The organism is Nitrosophilus alvini (genome assembly GCF_015100395.1).
Taxonomy (GTDB): Bacteria; Campylobacterota; Campylobacteria; order Campylobacterales; family Nitratiruptoraceae; genus Nitrosophilus; species Nitrosophilus alvini.
The window spans coordinates 1,479,069-1,496,187 of the sequence record NZ_AP022847.1 but is presented as its reverse complement, the minus strand read 5'-3'; the positions used below and the strand labels follow the sequence as shown (position 1 = coordinate 1,496,187).

Annotated in this window: 13 protein-coding genes and 1 other RNA gene; 7 read left to right on the top strand and 7 right to left on the bottom strand. The window is 37.0% G+C overall.

The window, feature by feature from the left end; translation table 11 throughout:
- Positions 1-10 precede the first annotated feature (10 nt).
- The gene (gene ruvB / locus EPR_RS07600; protein ID WP_200762629.1) at positions 11-1,018 is read right to left on the bottom strand and encodes a Holliday junction branch migration DNA helicase RuvB; all 1,008 of its coding nucleotides are present in this window, start codon (positions 1,016-1,018) and stop codon (positions 11-13) included.
- Positions 1,019-1,027: 9 nt separating this feature from the next.
- Positions 1,028-1,819, bottom strand: coding sequence for a 3-methyl-2-oxobutanoate hydroxymethyltransferase (gene panB, locus EPR_RS07595; RefSeq protein WP_200762628.1), 792 nt, complete (start codon positions 1,817-1,819; stop codon positions 1,028-1,030).
- A 160-nt stretch (positions 1,820-1,979) separates the two neighbouring features.
- Here panB and trpA point away from each other — a divergent pair, with 160 nt between their 5' ends.
- Together trpA and ssrA are read left to right on the top strand one after the other, a co-directional pair.
- The gene (gene trpA / locus EPR_RS07590) at positions 1,980-2,720 is read left to right on the top strand and encodes a tryptophan synthase subunit alpha (RefSeq protein ID WP_200762627.1); all 741 of its coding nucleotides are present in this window, start codon (positions 1,980-1,982) and stop codon (positions 2,718-2,720) included.
- 10 nt (positions 2,721-2,730) lie between these two features.
- Positions 2,731-3,105, top strand: a transfer-messenger RNA (tmRNA) gene (gene ssrA / locus EPR_RS07585).
- 3 nt (positions 3,106-3,108) lie between these two features.
- Here ssrA and EPR_RS07580 read toward each other — a convergent pair.
- A complete protein-coding gene (locus EPR_RS07580; protein WP_200762626.1) occupies positions 3,109-4,050 on the bottom strand; it encodes a PA2778 family cysteine peptidase in 942 nt (313 codons plus the stop codon).
- Between the two features lie 5 nt (positions 4,051-4,055).
- Complete coding sequence (locus EPR_RS07575; RefSeq protein ID WP_200762625.1) at positions 4,056-4,463, bottom strand: PA2779 family protein; 408 nt, start codon at positions 4,461-4,463, stop codon at positions 4,056-4,058.
- 80 nt (positions 4,464-4,543) lie between these two features.
- On the opposite strand from EPR_RS07575, the gene upp reads away from it, so the two are divergent.
- The 4 genes from upp (at position 4,544) to EPR_RS07555 (ending at position 9,363) form a co-directional block, all read left to right on the top strand.
- Complete coding sequence (upp, locus tag EPR_RS07570; protein ID WP_200762624.1) at positions 4,544-5,170, top strand: uracil phosphoribosyltransferase; 627 nt, start codon at positions 4,544-4,546, stop codon at positions 5,168-5,170.
- A gap of 301 nt (positions 5,171-5,471) precedes the next feature.
- Positions 5,472-7,685, top strand: a complete 2,214-nt coding sequence (locus EPR_RS07565) for a hybrid sensor histidine kinase/response regulator (RefSeq protein ID WP_200762623.1) — start codon at positions 5,472-5,474, stop codon at positions 7,683-7,685.
- Entirely contained in the window at positions 7,682-8,719 is a 1,038-nt protein-coding gene (locus EPR_RS07560; RefSeq protein WP_200762622.1) for an ATP-binding response regulator, read from the top strand. Before EPR_RS07565 ends, EPR_RS07560 begins: the two co-directional genes overlap by 4 nt.
- Positions 8,716-9,363, top strand: a complete 648-nt coding sequence (locus EPR_RS07555) for a response regulator transcription factor (RefSeq protein WP_200762621.1) — start codon at positions 8,716-8,718, stop codon at positions 9,361-9,363. Before EPR_RS07560 ends, EPR_RS07555 begins: the two co-directional genes overlap by 4 nt.
- Here the strand turns inward: EPR_RS07555 and EPR_RS07550 are convergent.
- From EPR_RS07550 to EPR_RS07540, 3 genes are read right to left on the bottom strand one after another with little or no spacing between them, the layout of a single operon-like run.
- Positions 9,348-9,761, bottom strand: coding sequence for a hypothetical protein (locus EPR_RS07550; protein ID WP_200762620.1), 414 nt, complete (start codon positions 9,759-9,761; stop codon positions 9,348-9,350). The two genes, EPR_RS07555 and EPR_RS07550, sit on opposite strands and share 16 nt — an antisense overlap.
- Positions 9,751-11,934: a cache domain-containing protein gene (locus EPR_RS07545; RefSeq protein ID WP_200762619.1), complete on the bottom strand. Its 2,184-nt coding sequence runs from the start codon at positions 11,932-11,934 to the stop codon at positions 9,751-9,753. The genes EPR_RS07550 and EPR_RS07545 overlap by 11 nt, the downstream gene beginning before the upstream one ends.
- Before the next feature lie 12 nt (positions 11,935-11,946).
- Positions 11,947-13,011 carry a sensor domain-containing diguanylate cyclase gene (locus EPR_RS07540; protein WP_200762618.1) on the bottom strand — a complete coding sequence of 355 codons (1,065 nt, stop codon included), beginning with the start codon at positions 13,009-13,011 and terminating at the stop codon, positions 11,947-11,949.
- A gap of 296 nt (positions 13,012-13,307) precedes the next feature.
- On the opposite strand from EPR_RS07540, the gene EPR_RS07535 reads away from it, so the two are divergent.
- A complete protein-coding gene (locus tag EPR_RS07535) occupies positions 13,308-17,111 on the top strand; it encodes a beta strand repeat-containing protein (protein WP_200762617.1) in 3,804 nt (1,267 codons plus the stop codon).
- Positions 17,112-17,119: the final 8 nt, after the last annotated feature.

Sequence of the window (17,119 nt, the reverse complement as noted above, 5' to 3'; positions counted from 1 at the left end):
TGAAAATTTCTCAAAACAGATTTCCCTGCATTTTTGGGGAGAGTTTCAGCAATTCATATGTTTTGGGTGTAGCTATCCTGCCTCTAGCGGTTCTTTCTATATAACCGTTTGCAAGCAAAAAAGGCTCTATTACATCTTCTATTGTTCCTTCGTCTTCGCTGAGGGCCGCTGCTATCGTACTCAGTCCCAGAGGTCTTCCTTTTGCATCTGCCAACAGGTTTAAAAGCTTTAGATCTAGTTCGTCAAAACCTTTATCATTTACACCCAGTTCTTCCAGAGCATATCTGGTACGTTCAAGCGATATGCTCTTTTCATTTTCCACTTCTGCGAAATCACGGACCCGTTTAAGAAGCCTCAGGGCAACCCTTGGTGTTCCTCTGCTTCTTTTTGCAATTTCGAGTGATGCATCTTCGGCTATGTTTTTGCCCAGTCTCAAGGCTGCATTTCGGACAATTCTGCCAAGCTCTTCAGGATTGTAAAACTGCATACGAAAATGCATTCCGAACCGTTCTCTTAAAGGATTGCTTATCATACCGGCTCTAGTTGTTGCGCCTATAAGAGTGAAGCGGGGCAGGTCTATTTTGATAGTTTGGGCTGCCGGCCCACTGCCTATAATGATATCAAGCCTGAAATCCTCCATAGCCGAATAGAGTATCTCTTCTATAGCGGGTGAGAGCCTGTGAATTTCATCTATAAAAAGAATATCCCCCTCTTCAAGATTGGTGAGTATTGCTGCAAGGTCTCCGCTTTTTTCTATCATAGGAGCAGCCGTTACTTTGATATTTGCTTCCATTTCGAAGCTGATGAGATGGGCAAGTGTAGTTTTTCCAAGGCCGGGAGGTCCGAAAAAGAGAATGTGATCGAGTGCTTCGTCTCTTTTTTTACTTGCTTTTATAAAAACTTTCAGATTTTTTTTTATCTTCTCTTGTCCTATGTATTCATCCCATTTTGAGGGTCTGATGGAGTTTTCGAAGCTTCCTTCGTCGCTAAATTTTTCTATCTCTACTATTCTTTCCATGACTCTCTCTTAATAGCTGTGCTCAGAATTTGGAAAAGAGCCGGATTTTACCTCTTCGTCATATTTTTTGACCGCATTTTTTACAAGTTCGGCTCCGTTTAGATAGCGTTTTACGAATTTTGGCTTGAAATCTTCGAAAAATCCGAGCATATCCGACCAGACAAGCACCTGTCCGTCTACACCCGCTCCTGCTCCTATACCGATGACCGGAATATGCAGCGATTTTGCCACCTCCTGTGCCGCTACTGGTTTAACCCCTTCTATGACAAGGCAAAATGCTCCGGCATCTTCAACGGCTTTGGCATCGCATATAAGTTTTTCTATCTCTTTTTCCTCTTTCCCTTTTACTTTATAGCCGCCTTCAAATCTTACATATTGCGGCATAAGTCCTATATGGCCCATAACGGCAATGGCGTTATCGGTCAAATGTTTTATAATTTCCGCTTTTTCGGCCCCTCCTTCTATCTTGACCGCATCTGCTGTAGTCTCTTTATATACTTTTATGCAGTTTTCCAGTGCCTCTTCTTTTGTTGTATAAGTTCCGAAGGGCATATCGCATATGATAAAGCTGTTTTTGGCACCGTTGCAAACTGCCTGAGTGTGATATATCATCTGCTCAAGAGTAGCTGATAGAGTGTCATTTTTTCCGTAAAAGGTCATATTGAGGCTGTCGCCTACAAGTATCATATCCACAATGGGATCGAAAAGTTTTGCAAAAAGCGCATCATAAGCCGTTATCATTGATAAAACAGTTTTGTTTTTGGATGCTTTTATAGATGCGACAGTATGTTTTTTATTCATAAAATCCCCAGAAAAAGATATTTAGAAGCAGATTCATTTTATCAAAAAAACGGTATAATTACAATTATAAAAGCGAACGAGAAAAGGGGCAAAGAGGTTGAAAAGTTCTATTTTTGGCCTTTTGCCGATTGATTGACTATTAAAAATTTAAGGAACTTTTTTGAAAAAGTTGGTAGCGTATATCACTTCAGCCTATCCGGATAGAGAATTTACCGTAGATTTGGCACTCTCATTGAAAGAGGCCGGAGCAGACAGCATAGAGTTGGGTATCCCCTTTTCAGACCCGGTAGCAGACGGTCCTGTTATAGAAGAAGCAAATGTAAGAGCACTCAAAAAGGGATTCAGAGTTTCGGATACACTCTATATTTCAGAGAAAATAGCAAAAGAGATAGATACCCTGTGGATGGGATATTTCAACCCGTTTTACCATAAAGGTGTTGAATATTTCATAGATGAAGCCAAAAGAATGGGCGTGAGCGGATTTATAATTCCTGATCTACCGTTTGAGGAAGCTATAACATATCGTCCGCTATTTGATAAAAACGATATCGCTCTTATAGATTTTGTAGCGCCTACTGACTCTGAAGAGCGGGTAAGGACTATTTTGAAAGATTCCAAAAAGTTTATCTATATGGTGGCTTATACAGGTATAACGGGAGCAGGCAAAAGTGAAGATCTCGCCTCTTTGATAGAATGGGTCAGGCAGACTACCGATACCCCTCTTTATATAGGTTTCGGTGTAAATGAAAAAACGGCAAAAGAGAAGTCCAGAGGGGTTGACGGAGTGATCGTCGGAAGTGCCTTTGTTAAGGTTCTTTTAAGAGACGACTTGACAAGCAGTGAAAAAATCAATAAAATAAATGCACTTGCCAAAGAGATAAAAGAGAGTATCAACTCTTAGGTAAAGCTATGGGCCTGACCTGGCTTCGACAGGAGCAGTCGGCTGCAGGTTGCGTGTCGGCTTGAGGAACGCCGTAAAAACTCCTCAAACAAATAGACGCAAACAATACAGATTATAGACCAGCTTACGCTGTAGCTGCGTAAGTTTAACTTATATTTGGTCCGCCGTACACGGATTGGCTGCTTAGTCCGTGGTTTTACGGTGTCATAAAATAAGCAGCTTGGACACAGAGCCGTCCGACTCTGTGTCGACACAAAGGACTGGGCTTTTTGTCAGCTTTGGGCGTTGAGCTGCAAAAAGCCGAGAATATTCAACGCTGCTACGCACGTAGAAGCCTGCCGTCGGTTGTTTCTGGACGCGGGTTCGATTCCCGCCAGGTCCACCAATATCAGTAACTGCTTTTTATCTCTTCAAGAGTTTTTATGTAAACCTTTTTAAATTTACCTCCTATATTTACAGCTTTTTTCGCTGCTTCCAAAGCCTTGTTATACTCTTTGGTTTTTAGATAAGTCATTGCAAGATTATTCCAGACCACTGCTTTTTGGGGATATGTTTTCAAAATTTTCAGATATAATTTTTTTGCTTTTTCATACAGTGCCAGATTGTAGCAGCTGTTTGCGTATGCAAATGCCGTTTCAAAATCTTTGGGCCATTTTTCATACGCTTTTTTGTAAGAGATGTTCGCTTCTTTTTCAAATCCTGCGTTTTCAAGCAGAAGAACGCTTTTGAGATATGTTTTTGCAGTTGCATTTGCCGGTATTTCCCCCTGACTTACCACTATCAAAGACCAGTTTTCTCCTCTTTCATGAAGCTTTTGAAAAGTATTGAAGCCGATAACCTCTCTTTTTTTTCTTGAACGAAGTATCAAAACACCTTTTTTGCAGTCATATCCTATCACAACTGCATAGTGCCATACAGGATAGAAGGATGGCCCAAGATTTAGAAAGACGATTACGGGGTAATTTGAATCTATCTCTTTTATTATCTCTTTTAGTGACAGTTTCTGTGCAAAAGAGATGTAACCGTATCTTCTTGCAGCCGATACCATCTCTGTTCTGAATGCCCCTTTTTTTGCCGGAGTGTAAACGGCTCTTTTTATCTCTTCGAAGGAAGGCGCTTTGATATTTTTTTCTATTTCGTTATATTTCATAACCATCATCAAAGAAGATGGTCCGCAAAAATAATCTTTCTGCGGATAGTAAGGAATATTTTGCAGTATATGGACGCTGCATCCGGATGGTTTTTCCGGAATTTGCGCCTTTTTGAGAGAACATCCCGAAACAGCAAACAGCAATATTGCAAAGAGAGCTGTTTTAAGCAGATGCTTCATAAAAATTATTGAATAGTGCGTGTAAATGTAAAGACTTTGGTATATCCCAGAATATCTGTTATTAGAAGTATGACGAAAACCAGTATCAAAGCTCCTATGACCGAATTTCCGCCTGCCGGAAGAGTTTCTATATTTTTGTAAAGTTTTTCTACCTCTTCGTCACTGAGGACAGAAACTCTTTTTTTCGCATCTTCTATATTTACACCGAGGCTTTCAAATTTTTTGACAACATCTTCTCTTTGCATAAATTTTAAAACTTCTGCTCTTTTATCGACTTTTTGCTGTGTCTGTTCGAGGACTACAGACTGTGTGGATATCAGGGATGCGTATGTTGTATTGGTGAAAACCGATGCCCCCAAAATAGCACAAATGGCTGTTTTTGCTAATAATTTTGCTTTTCTTTCTCTTTTCATTTCTCACTCCTGTACTTAATATAGGAAATGTTATCATATATTGGTTTGAAAGTTATTTAAAACAGAGAGAAGGAGATTTTATGAAAAACGTAATTGAGGTGAAACACTCGCTTTTAAAAAATCTAGTAAACAGTATAAGAGATGTGGATATACAGAGTAACCTCTTTAGAAAATATATAGGAGCGATTACCAAGATTTTGATGTTTGAAGCATTCAAAAATGAAAAAATGGTTTCAAAAAGAATAAAAACCTGGCAGGGTGAAAATGAGTTCGAGTTTTTATTGGAAGAGGATTATGTTTTTATTCCAATACTCAGAGCTGCTCTTCCTATGCTTGACGGTATAATAGAGATACTTCCAAATGCAAAAGCGGGATTTTTAGCTTTAAAAAGAGATGAGAAAACTTTTGAAAGTAAGCTTTATTATGACAGAGTACCGGATATAAGTGGCAAAACAGCAGTAATCCTCGATCCTATGGTGGCGACAGGAGGTACACTTGAATATGCAATAGATGTAGTCAAAAAAAAAGGGCCTGATAGAGTGATTAGTTTCAATATAGTAGGTGTAAAAGAGGGGCTTTCCAGAGTTGTCAGTGCCCATCCTGATGTAGAAATATATATCGCTCAGATTGATGAAAGACTAAATGACAAAAAATATATCATTCCCGGTATAGGAGATGCCGGCGACAGAGCCTACAATACGCTATAAAATTCTGCAATTTTTTTGCAATCTTCTTTTTTATAATTTAAAGTGAGTTGTAGTTTATTCGTAGCCCAAAGGCGGCCTTTGGGCCGCCGAAAGGAAATGATAATGAAAGAAGAGATTTTTCTTATAAGTGTAATGGCGGTTTTTACCGGTATTGCGCTTAGCGGAATTTTGGGTATTCTAAAATTTTTATCCTCTTTTTTGTCTCATTTTTAGCAAAATTATACTTTAATTTTGATTTTGATATAATGAATATGTTTAATGATACTCTAATACAAAAGAGATGAAGGCAGATTTTTAAAATATGAGTATTTCATCAATAACACAGATTTTAAATCTTCTAAAAGATTCTACCGCGCATGTTTTTGCTATCGATAAGAATGGAAAAGTAATTGCATTTAACGATCAGGCAAAAAATCTTATAGGATATGATCCGGAAGAGGTTATTGGAAAAGATTTTACATCCTTTTTCAGCGAAAAAGAGCAAAATAGAATAAAAGAACATATAAAAAATATTTTTTCTACAAAAGGAACTTACGAGTTTCATTCATCGCTCAGGCTTGCAAATTCTACCAAAATTGATGTTGTGTTTGAAGGTGCTGTTTGTGGTTCAGGAGATAACAGAGTCGCTTTTTTGATAATAAAGAACGAAAAAGAGAATATAAAAGAACTTATAAAAGAGTCTTTCAAAAATGAATGTATAAATGAATTCGAAGGTTTTATTGAGAGTATAAAAAGACATTTTGATTTTGTTCAGAAGATGGCCCATATCGGTGTTTGGGAGATACATTTCAAAGACAACAGATACTACTGGAGTGATGAGATGTATAATATTCTGGGTCTGGATAAAACAAAAGATAAACCTAGAAGTATTATTGATTCCGGCTTGATACATCCTAATGATAAAGAGTTTGTAAAAAATATATTTGATCGTGCAGTCAAAAATTTTTCTGACTACAAAATAACATACAGGATTAGAAGACCGAATGGCGAGATACGTTATGTTGACGAACAGGCCGTCTGTCTTGATAAAGATGTTGATCCCCATCTAATGGGTTTTGATATAGATGTAACAGACAGGGAACTTTATCAGAAGAAACTTCTTGAGCAGACAAGAATGGCGCAAAGAATGCGTCTGGAGGCGATAAAGGCAAAAAAAGAGGCCGAACAGGCCAACCGTGCAAAAAGTATATTTTTATCAAATATATCGCATGAGATCAGAACTCTTCTTAATGCAATTTTGGGGTATGCTCAGATTCTCTCACAGGATAGGGAGCTTAACGAAAAACAGAAAGAGATGATAGGCTCTATAATAGTGGCAAGCGGACATCTTCTGGATCTTATCAATGATATTCTTGAAATAACACGAATAGAAGTGGGGAAAAACAGACCCAATATCTCCGAGTTTAATCTTACAAATATGTTCAAAAGTATATACCAGATATTTCTTGTAAGAGCCGCGGCTAAGAATATACGATGGAGTATCAAAGGGATGCCGAAAGAAGATCTTTTTATCCATAGTGATAAAAGCAAACTCTTTCACATTTTGCTGAATCTTGTTGGAAACGCAATCAAGTTTACAGAAAAAGGAAGCGTTCAGCTGATATTTAAGATCAGAAAAAATGGTAAATGCTATTTTGAGGTAAAAGATACAGGAATAGGTATAGAAAAAGAGCTTCAGGCAAAAATTTTCGAACCGTTTGTCCAGCACAGTGAAGGATATCAAAGAGGAGGGACAGGACTGGGGCTGGCTATAGCAAAGAACAATATAGAAATTTTAGGAGGAGAACTCAAACTGGAATCTAAACCGGGACGTGGAACAAGATTTTATTTTGAGATTCCATGTGGGACAGTTACGAAGAAAAAAGTTGTAAAAGAGACTATGCATCACTCTTCTATATCGGTTAAAAAAGGGAGTAGTATTACAGCTTTGATTGCAGATGATACTGAAGAAAACGTAAAAGTTATGAAAAGTTTTCTTGAACCCGAAGGCGTGAGTATTATATCTGCCAAGGATGGAGAAGAGGCTGTAAGCAAATTTATAAAAAATTCACCAGATATAGTATTTATGGATGTAAGAATGCCGAAAATTGATGGAATAGAAGCTGCAAAAAGAATAAAAAAGATAGATAATAATGTAAAAATTGTTGCAATTACCGCTTCGCAAATTACTGAAAACAGAAAAGATACAGAAGATATTTTTGACGAGATTTTAATAAAACCTTTTAGTATAAAAAGTGTAAACGAGATATTGATAAAGTTTTTTTCAGAGAGATTTGAAAAAGCAAGAACTCCAAAAGAGTCGGAAAAACCAAAAATGAAAGCTGATCTTTCAAAATTGGATGAAAGTGTAAAAAAACAGATGATTGTTCTTGCAAAACTGGGACAAATTACCGAGCTTAAGAAAATAACCCAAAGCTTACAAAATGAGGCCGCAAAAGAGAAGCTGAATTTCTATTTAAAAAACTTCAATTTTGATGCGATTATTAAAGAGTTGGAAAAAAAGGATAGTCAATGACCCAAAGCGAAATTCTTCGCCCTAAAATTCTTCTTGTCGACGATACACCGGAGAATCTTGCACTTTTACAAGAGACTTTGGAGCCGGCAGGATATGAACTTTTTATTGCGACAACAGGGGAGAAAGCCCTTGAAATAGCTTCTATTATCAAGCCTGATATTATTTTACTCGATATTATGATGCCAGGTATCAACGGATATGAAACTTGCAAAAAACTGAAAAAAGACAGAGAACTTAAAGATATACCTGTTATCTTTCTCTCTGCTCTTAATAGTCCCGAAGATAAGGTAAAAGCCTTTGAAACAGGCGGAGTCGATTATATAAGTAAACCTTTCAATCATATGGAAGTTTTGGCCCGGGTTAAAGCGCATCTGACAACAAGTGAAATGATCAAAAGCATGAACCATCTTATAAAGAAAGCTTTTCATGAGATCTATACGCCACTTGGTATTATTGATACGGGTGTAGAGATGCAGATACTTGAATATGGTGATACCGAATATCTTGAAAGCATTAAAGCAGCCTCCAGGTCGCTTCATATGATATATGAAGATATCTACTACTCTTTGAAAAAAGAGATATCTAAATTTGAACCGGAGCCCGTAGAGCTTGAAGGGTTTATAAAATCTAGAATAAAATATTTTTCGGTTATAGCGAAAACAAAAAACATGTCTTTTGAAACAGAGTTTAATTCGACTGTTTCTTCAGTTTTTATCAATCCTGCCGAACTTCAAAGAGTTATAGACAATACCATATCAAATGCGATCAAGTATGGATACGAAAATACAAAAATAAAAATAGGGACAAAAAAAATTAATGGCAAAATCGGCTTATATATTCAAAATAGAGGAAAAACTATAAAGGATAAGCATAAGATATTTCTGCAGCTGTATAGAGAAGAGGAAGACAGTATGGGACTGGGGCTTGGACTTGATATTGTAAGAATGATATGTAAAAAATATAATATCGATATAAAGGTAGATTCGAAAGACAATGTAACAACATTTACATACTGCTTCAAAGAGGAAAAATGAAAATTCTGCTTCTTGAAGATGACCATCTTTTAAGAAAACACATAAGCAAATATCTTGAACTCAAAGGACACAAAGTCGATTCCTTTGCAGACGGCGAAGAGCTTTTGGAGAATGCAAATCTATATGATTACGATTTTTTTATTTTGGATATAAATGTTCCAAACTTTAGCGGCTTTGATATTTTGGAGTATATAAAAGGTAAGCATCTGGACACGCCTGTAATTTTCATAAGCGCTCTGGTGGGAATTGATGATATCAAAAAAGCTTTTAAACTCGGATGTAGCGATTATCTAAAAAAACCTTTTGAGCTTGCGGAACTGGAAATTAGAATGGAAAATATATTGTCTAAATTTCATAGAGAAAATAGAATAAAATTTGCGGATAATCTGGAGTATGATTTTGACAATAAAATCCTTTATAAAAACGGTAAAGAGATAATTTTGTCAAAAAAACAGAACGATATAATGAATATTTTGTTGAAAAACAGAGGCAAAGTTGTTCCTTTTGAAACAATTGCTGATTATGTATGGGGTGATACGTCGATAGACTATAGGACAATATCAAGTCATCTCAGAGATATTAGAAAACAGATAGGTTCAGATGTTGTCAAAAATGTAAGGGGTGTAGGTTATATTATAAAGTAGTCGTCTTCGATTTTTGAAAAGGGGTCTTTTCTGGCCTTTTCGAGTGCATAAAAGGCTCTGTTAACTAAACTGTCTTCACTATTTTCAAAAGATACTATACCGCATGAAACTTTTGATCTTGTCTCTTTTTCCAGTTTGTAAAGAAGATTTTCTGCCGCTTTTATACCTGCTTTTATATCTGTATATTTATATAATACAGCGGTAATATTTTTGTCAAGTCTTACAACTCTATCGGTTATTCTTATATTTTCTTTTATTTTTTTATAAAGATTACCGTTTTTTGATTCGAATATTGCAAGACAAAAATGGATGCCGTATCTTTTATAAGCATATATCTCTTCCAATATTTCATATTTAAGTTTTGGAGTAGAGATAATTTTATGTTTTTTAAACTCCATTTTTTCCCTTTTTACTATTATTTTGCAGGAGTTTTATCAATCCGTCCATATCATACGTATTCACATATTGCATCAATAAGTTTTTAATTTCACTCTCTTCAATAGAAGATATTGCAAGTTTTAATGAGGATATATGGCCGAGTTTCGCGTGTGTCAATATATCTTTTTTTATTTTATTAGGGATATGGAGTGCCAAATCATCTTTATAATCGGATCTAGGTTCGTTTTTTTGTTCCGGAATATCTTTTTTTACTTGTTTATGTGAAAGAGATGATTCAAGTTCCAAATCGAAATAGAAGCAACTCCCTTTACCCGGTTCAGATTTAAGTTTTAATTCTCCGCCTAGCAAAGAAACATATTTATATGCGATTGAAAGGCCCAGTCCTTTTCCGCCTCTTTCCATTCCAGCTTCGGCTTGCGTAAATATTTGATAGATATCTTCTTGATCTCTTTTTTTGATTCCGATTCCGGTATCTTTTACAATAAATCTATATCTATTGTGTGATACTTTTTTAACTTCTAAAGTAACGTTGCCAAAATCTGTAAACTTAAAAGCATTGCTGATAAGATTGATGAGTATTCTAAATAGTTTTTTCTTGTCACCGTATACATAGGTTTCACTTTCCGGAATGCCTTTGACCTCCCAGCCCAGTCCTTTTGCTGCAGCTCTTTCTTCAAAAAGTTCCTTGATGTTTTCAAGAAAACTCTTTAAATCGAAATACTCTTTGTTTATTTTTATATTTCCCGTCTCTATTTTAGAAATTTCTATCACATCATCAAGAATTTCAAGAAGATAATTTCCGGATTTTAAAATTTTATCTATTTTCTCTTTTTGAACAACGCTTAATCCGTTATCTTTTGAAAGAATCTGTGCATAGCCAAGTATCGCATTTAAAGGAGTTCTTATATCATGAGAGATATTTGATATAAAAAGTGTTTTTGCTCTGTTTGCCGCAAGAGCTTGCTGTTCTTTCTGTTTAAGTATCTTGTTTAGTTCTTCAAGCCGTTTTGTTCTTAACTCTATTCTTTTTTTATATTTTTTGAAAATGTCTTCAATATGTTTCGAAAAAAACAGAGAAAGTGCTATTGCTATGAGAGTGAATACTCCAAAAACAATTACAATATTGCTAATCCGTTCTATAAGCTCTTTATTTAGTGCCGTTCTTTTTATTTCGATTGCATCTTTTATTTCATCAAGATAAACACCCGAAAAGACAAGCCATCCCCACTCTTTAATGGGTTTTACATATGTTATCTTATCACTCTCTTCAGGAGTGGTGAGTTTCCTGAATTTGTAAGTAAGAAAAGTATCATTGAAAGCAGCCTCGGCAAGTCTTTGCATAACCGGTTTTTGATTGCTGTCTTTTATGTTTTTTATGCTTGTACCCGGTTTCAGGAAAGGATGTGAAAGAACCGTACCGTCAAAATCTACAACACCGAAATAGCCCTCTTTATTGTATCTCATCTGAGAAATTCTTTTTAGTATCTCTCTTTTTATATTGCTTTCAACATCGTCTATGGTTTCACCGGTTCCTATTACCCAGTTAAAAGGTTCGAACTCTTTTACAAAGGCTATCTGTTTGTATATTTTATTTGGATTATTTGCAGCGGCAACAGATATGTTTTTTATAAAACCTTCATTATACTGTTTGGAAAGATCTATAGCCTCTTTTAATATATATCTTCCTGATGCGTCATGAAAACTAATGACGTTTGTCCCTTCTATTTTAGGATTTACAGGATATAAAACAGCGGTGCCGTTATAGTCAATTATCCACATATAGCTATAGCCCTCGCGCCATCTTAAAGGCTTGAGTGCATCTTTTATTCTTGCTTTAATCTCTTCAACCGACTCTTTGTCTTTATATTTGTTGTAGATATACTCGGCAATCCAGTAGGCTTGAAATACTCTATGTCTTATATCGTTCTTGAGTCTCTGTTCTGTTTGGGATTTGTAATAGTTTATATAGTCTATAACTCTGTTGACTTCTGTTTTAAGTTTAAGTTTCTGGTTTTCTATATATTTTTTTTCTATCTGTTTAGACTCTTTTTCAAAATCTCTATATTCTTTAAGTATAACAATATACCCTATCGATATCATCAGTAAAAATATAATAAATACTGTACCAAGAAGGCTAAGAAGAGAGATATTCTCTTCTTTCAACCATTTCATTTTTGCCTCTTTTTATTCGGATACTCTGTTTTTTCCCATCCTTTTGGCTCTGTAAAGAGCAACATCTGTTCTTTTAAAAAAATCCTCTTTTGTTTCTCCTTTTTTGTACTCTGCAATACCGAAACTGCAGGTTGTTTTTATTTTTGCAGTTTTCATATTTTCTATGGACTTTTTAAGTTTGTCAGTTATTTTTTCTATCTCTTTAAGCGATGTGTTGGGAACTAGTATCGCAAATTCGTCTCCGCCGATTCTTGCAAAAATGTCAATATCTCTTATATTTTGTTTGACGGTTTTAGCTATTTTTTTCAAAATTTTATCACCCTCAATATGCCCGAATTCATCGTTTATATTTTTAAAATCATCTATATCAAAAAGTATAAGAGAGAGTGGCAGTCCGTATCTTTTTGAACGCTTAGTTTCCTGTTCAAGGGCTATATCGAACTTATATCTATTGTAGATATTTGTCAAAGAATCACACATAGAGAGAAGTTCGAGCTTTTTGCACCTGCTTTTGAAATATCTTTTCATGGCATTTGTCTTTTTAACGAATGCCTTTTCTTCCGTTTTATCTTTTACGATGCCTGCTATAGCGACAGTTTTTCCAAAACTGTCTTTGAGCGGGTGAAGTATTATTTCGAGATATTTGCCGTCAAATAAAAAAAATTTTTTTAAACTCTTATTCTTGTCAAAAACCTTTTTTTCCATCTCTCTGAGTTTTAATGCGAAACTCTCTTTGAAAATTTCAAAATCACTAAAGCCTATGATAGAATCTTTTTCTTTTTTTACAAGAGCTGCAAATGCTGTATTGATATTTATATATCTGAAATTTCTGTTTTTATAATAAACGGCTTCTTCAAGATGATCAAAAATCTGTTTCAAAAAAAAATCGTCCTCTTTTTTTCTGTTTGGAGCGGAAATTGACTGGAAAAGTCTGCTTTTTGATTTTGCCGAGGGGTTGTTTTTGAAGTAGAGCACATTTTCGAGAAGTCCAGCCAATGCGGACGAAGAGAACCGGCTCTTTGACCTTTTACCGGATTGAAGAAATTTAAAAAATGAGAGTCTGGCAGCCTTTTCCACAACCGCTCCTTAATAAAACTGTGTATTTAGATTTTACTCGAGAAGATTGCAGAAAGATTGCAGGGAATAATAAAAGAGTATGTCTCAAGGCAGATAAATCTGCTTTGAGACCGATGTGATACAGTTAAATGATGACTCATTAAAAATTATATCAAAAATTTTTGAAAATATATATATTAATGTATAAGCTTATGGTAAAAAACAATATTTTGGAAAGTTTATTCTGCAATTTTTCTGCAATTTAGTTTGCGATAATTTGAATGTGGATAAGAAAAAAACCTTTGAAGGAGGATAAAATGGTTGGAAGAAAATGGTTAGCTTCGGCTTTGCTAGCCGGTATGGTAATGTCACCGGCAGCTTTTGCAGAAGTGAGCGCTTTAAGCGACGCGGATCTGGGAGAAGTGAGTGCACAGGGTATTCAAACGATAACAAATCCGACTGATATAAGCGATCAGCAAAATAACAATGACGCTGTACAGCTAAACGGTATAAGTCAAAGCGGTGCAAGCGGAATGGAAGTGATAAATCACGTCAACTCCGCATCGAATACGCATCAAAACCTTGTAGCTGTTGATGCAAGTTCTGCTATGAGCGTTGCACAAGCTAACGATCAATATGCAGATAATGTTGATGGATCAGATCAAACTATAGATAATCAGGCTACAGTTACTGATCAAAACAATAACAACAGTGCGGTACAGTTAAATGATGACTCTCAAACTCTGATAACTGCAGATGTTGTATCTAATGCAGCCAATTCTGCAAAAAACGTAGGGCAAAATATCGCCTCTATTACTGACTCTTCCGCTATAGCAATTTCGCAAACAAATACTCAAGTTGCGTTAAATAGCGGTGAAGATACTCAGACTATTGACAATGCGGGTGAAACTTCCGCACAAGAGAACAACAACGGAGCGGTACAGTTAAATGATAATGCTCAATCACCTTCATCTACGATGGTTTTGAGCAACAGTGCTGCATCTGCTGAAAACGTTGCACAAAATATTCTTTTTGTAGATGGTCTGACTGACTCTATTATTACCCAGACAAACGATCAGTTTGCTCAAAATGAAAAAGCTACAGATCAGACAATAACAAATGGAGATTATGTAGAGCTTCAGAACAACAACAGCGGTTCTACTCAGCTGAACGACAACGCTCAGGCCAATTCCAATGGACTTGTTATAAGCAATACTGCAGATTCTGCTAAAAACGTTGCTCAAAATATGATCGAAGCTTCAAATGTAAACGGCTTGAATATTATCACTCAGACAAATACTCAGGTTGCGGTAAACGGAGAAGATCTCTTCAATGAAGACAGACAGAGTGTCTCCAATACTCTCGCAGCTCTTCAAAATAACAACGAAGCTTCAGTACAGCTAAATGACAACGCTCAAGCAGGAATTGCAGGAATGGTTGTTTCAAATAGTGCCGACAGTGCTGAAAACGTTGGACAAAACCTCTTCTCTATAACTGGGGATGTTGCGGTAAACGTTATAAGCTCCAGCAACGATCAGACTGCTGTTAATTACTCTTGGTGGAATATCGATCAAGATGTAGAGACCAGTTCAAATATATTGCAGCGCAACAACTCTAACTCTGTTCAGCTCAATGCTAATGCCCAAAACGGTGTACAGGCTTTGGCTCTTACAAATACCGCTTCAAGTGCGGCGAACGTAGGTCAAAATGCTGGACTATCTGCTGAGTGGATAGGGTTTAACTATATTGAACAGTCAAATACTCAGTCTGCTTCAAACTACGGTATTTCTGATCAGGTTATAAGCAATGTAAGTTTTCTGCAAATTACAGCGATTCAGGATAATCTAAATGGAAGCGTACAGCTCAACTACGGTGCTACCGCACAGGATGATGTTGTAGCTATGGCTGTTGCAAACACCGCCTCTTCAGCATCAAACGTAGGACAAAACGCTGCGGCTGCTGCTAATCTTGAAATCGGAAACTTTATAGCTCAGTCTAACGATCAGTATGCCAACAACTTTGTTGATAACTATCAGTTTGTAGGTAATAATGGTCTTATAGCTGTAACTGTAGGTCAGGACAACGTGAATGCAGGTGTACAGATAGAAAACGGTCAGAACAGAGTGGCTGCTATGAGTCTCTCCAATACAGCTGCTAGTGCTTCTAACGTAGGACAAAACGTAGCTGCGGGTGCGGATTTGTTAGGTCTTAATACAATCTTACAAGACAATACACAAGTTGCAGCAAACTCTGCCTGGTCAGGTCAGTTGATCGACAATTACGGACTTATATTCAACTTGACAATCGATCAGCAAAACAACAATGCCGCAGTTCAAGTCAATGCGGGTCAAAACGATTTTGTAGGAATGAGTCTTGCTAACAGTGCTGCAAGTGCTGTAAACGTAGGACAAAATGTTGGTGGACACGCGGCTCTGGGACAGATAGGAGGCGTTGGACAGTCTAATGATCAGACAGCAGTTTCTTACTGGAATGACAGCTGGCAAGATGTTTATAACGATTCTTGGCTATTTGAAGTTACCGCCATTCAGAACAACAACAGCGGTTCTGTTCAGGCAAATGACGGACAAAACAATGTAGCGGCTATGAGTCTTGCCAACAGCGCTACAAGTGCTGTAAACGTTGCCCAAAATGTTGGTGGATATGCTTCTTTTGCACAAATAGGTATTGTTGCTCAGGACAACACTCAGGTTGCGGAAGCTTGGGATACAGGTTCATGGCAATATGTTGAAAATGTTGGATTCTTTGGTCTGGCTCTTACCGCTCTTCAAAACAATAACAACGGTGCGGTTCAGCTAAACGAAGGACAAAGAGACTTTGAAGGCATGAGTCTTGCCAACAGTGCACAGAGCGCTGTAAACGTAGGACAAAATCTCGCATATATGAGCGACTGGATTGGTGTCAATATTGCTGTTCAATCCAACGATCAAACAGCAACAACAGTCTTCAACGGTGAAGGTCAGACTGTTATAAACGGCTCACTGGGTGATGCTGTTACACTTGCTCAAAGCAACAACAATGCCGCTGTTCAGGCAAATGGAGGAGCTCAGGATGGTGCTCAGGCTATGAGTATTGCAAACAGTTCTGCAAGCGCAGTCAATGTTGCTCAAAATGCCGCATATATCAGTTCACTAGTTCAGATAGGCGCTATAGGTCAAGAAAATATTCAGTCTGCTACTGCTGTGTATGATGGTAGCGGTCAGGTAGTCTGGAACTATGGTGGAGATACTGAATTTTCACTTGCTCAACAAAACAATAACGGTGCGGTTCAAGTCAACGGAGCACAAAGCAATGTAAATGCTGGAAGTCTTGCAAACAGTGCAGAAAGTGCTGTTAACGTAGGACAGAATGCCGGATATATGGCTGATATTGCAGGACTTGATTTTGTTTATCAAAACAATGATCAATTTGCCGAAACTTATGCAGGAAGCTGGCAAGATGTTTATAATATAGAAGGCATAGGTGATGCATTTGATGCATTACAAAACAACAACAACGGTGCAGTACAGCTAAATGGTGCTCAAAACGATGTAACAGGTATCTCTTTGGCTAACAGCGCATTGTCTGCAGTAAACGTTGGACAAAATCTGCTCTATCTTGACAATCCTCTTGGATTTAGTGCGGTAGATCAGACAAATACTCAGGTTGCTCTCAGTGATACTGATGCTCATCAATATGTATATAACGAAGAGGCTATTGCACAAAATAACAACAATGGTGCTGTACAAGTTAACAACGCTCAAAACAATGTGAGCGCTATGTCTGTTCTAAACAGCACTATGTCTGCTGTCAACAACGCTATGAATATAGCTGCTGTAAACGGAAGTGCGCCTTACGGAACAGTATTGAATCAAACAAACGATCAATATGCAGAAAACAGTGCGCACATATTGCAAACTATAGACAATACTATAGTTGTTGGGGGACAAAACAACAACAACGGTTCAGTTCAGCTAAACAACGCTCAGGTTGGAACAAGTGCCCTTGTTCTTGCAAACACTGCCGGAAGCGCTGCTAACTATGGACTTAACATGGCTAGCGTAAGCGGTGCAAGCGGATGGACTATCAATCAGGTTGCTACTCAAACAGCAATCAATCACTAAGATAGAGG

Bases quoted from the DNA above. Each gene is read 5' to 3' on its own strand.
- ruvB (WP_200762629.1), bottom strand. From the start codon at position 1,018: ATGGAAAGAATAGTAGAGATAGAAAAATTTAGCGACGAAGGAAGCTTC.
- panB (WP_200762628.1), bottom strand. From the start codon at position 1,819: ATGAATAAAAAACATACTGTCGCATCTATAAAAGCATCCAAAAACAAA.
- EPR_RS07580 (WP_200762626.1), bottom strand. From the start codon at position 4,050: ATGAAGCATCTGCTTAAAACAGCTCTCTTTGCAATATTGCTGTTTGCT.
- EPR_RS07575 (WP_200762625.1), bottom strand. From the start codon at position 4,463: ATGAAAAGAGAAAGAAAAGCAAAATTATTAGCAAAAACAGCCATTTGT.
- upp (WP_200762624.1), top strand. From the start codon at position 4,544: ATGAAAAACGTAATTGAGGTGAAACACTCGCTTTTAAAAAATCTAGTA.
- EPR_RS07565 (WP_200762623.1), top strand. From the start codon at position 5,472: ATGAGTATTTCATCAATAACACAGATTTTAAATCTTCTAAAAGATTCT.
- EPR_RS07560 (WP_200762622.1), top strand. From the start codon at position 7,682: ATGACCCAAAGCGAAATTCTTCGCCCTAAAATTCTTCTTGTCGACGAT.
- EPR_RS07555 (WP_200762621.1), top strand. From the start codon at position 8,716: ATGAAAATTCTGCTTCTTGAAGATGACCATCTTTTAAGAAAACACATA.
- EPR_RS07550 (WP_200762620.1), bottom strand. From the start codon at position 9,761: ATGGAGTTTAAAAAACATAAAATTATCTCTACTCCAAAACTTAAATAT.
- EPR_RS07545 (WP_200762619.1), bottom strand. From the start codon at position 11,934: ATGAAATGGTTGAAAGAAGAGAATATCTCTCTTCTTAGCCTTCTTGGT.
- EPR_RS07535 (WP_200762617.1), top strand. From the start codon at position 13,308: ATGGTTGGAAGAAAATGGTTAGCTTCGGCTTTGCTAGCCGGTATGGTA.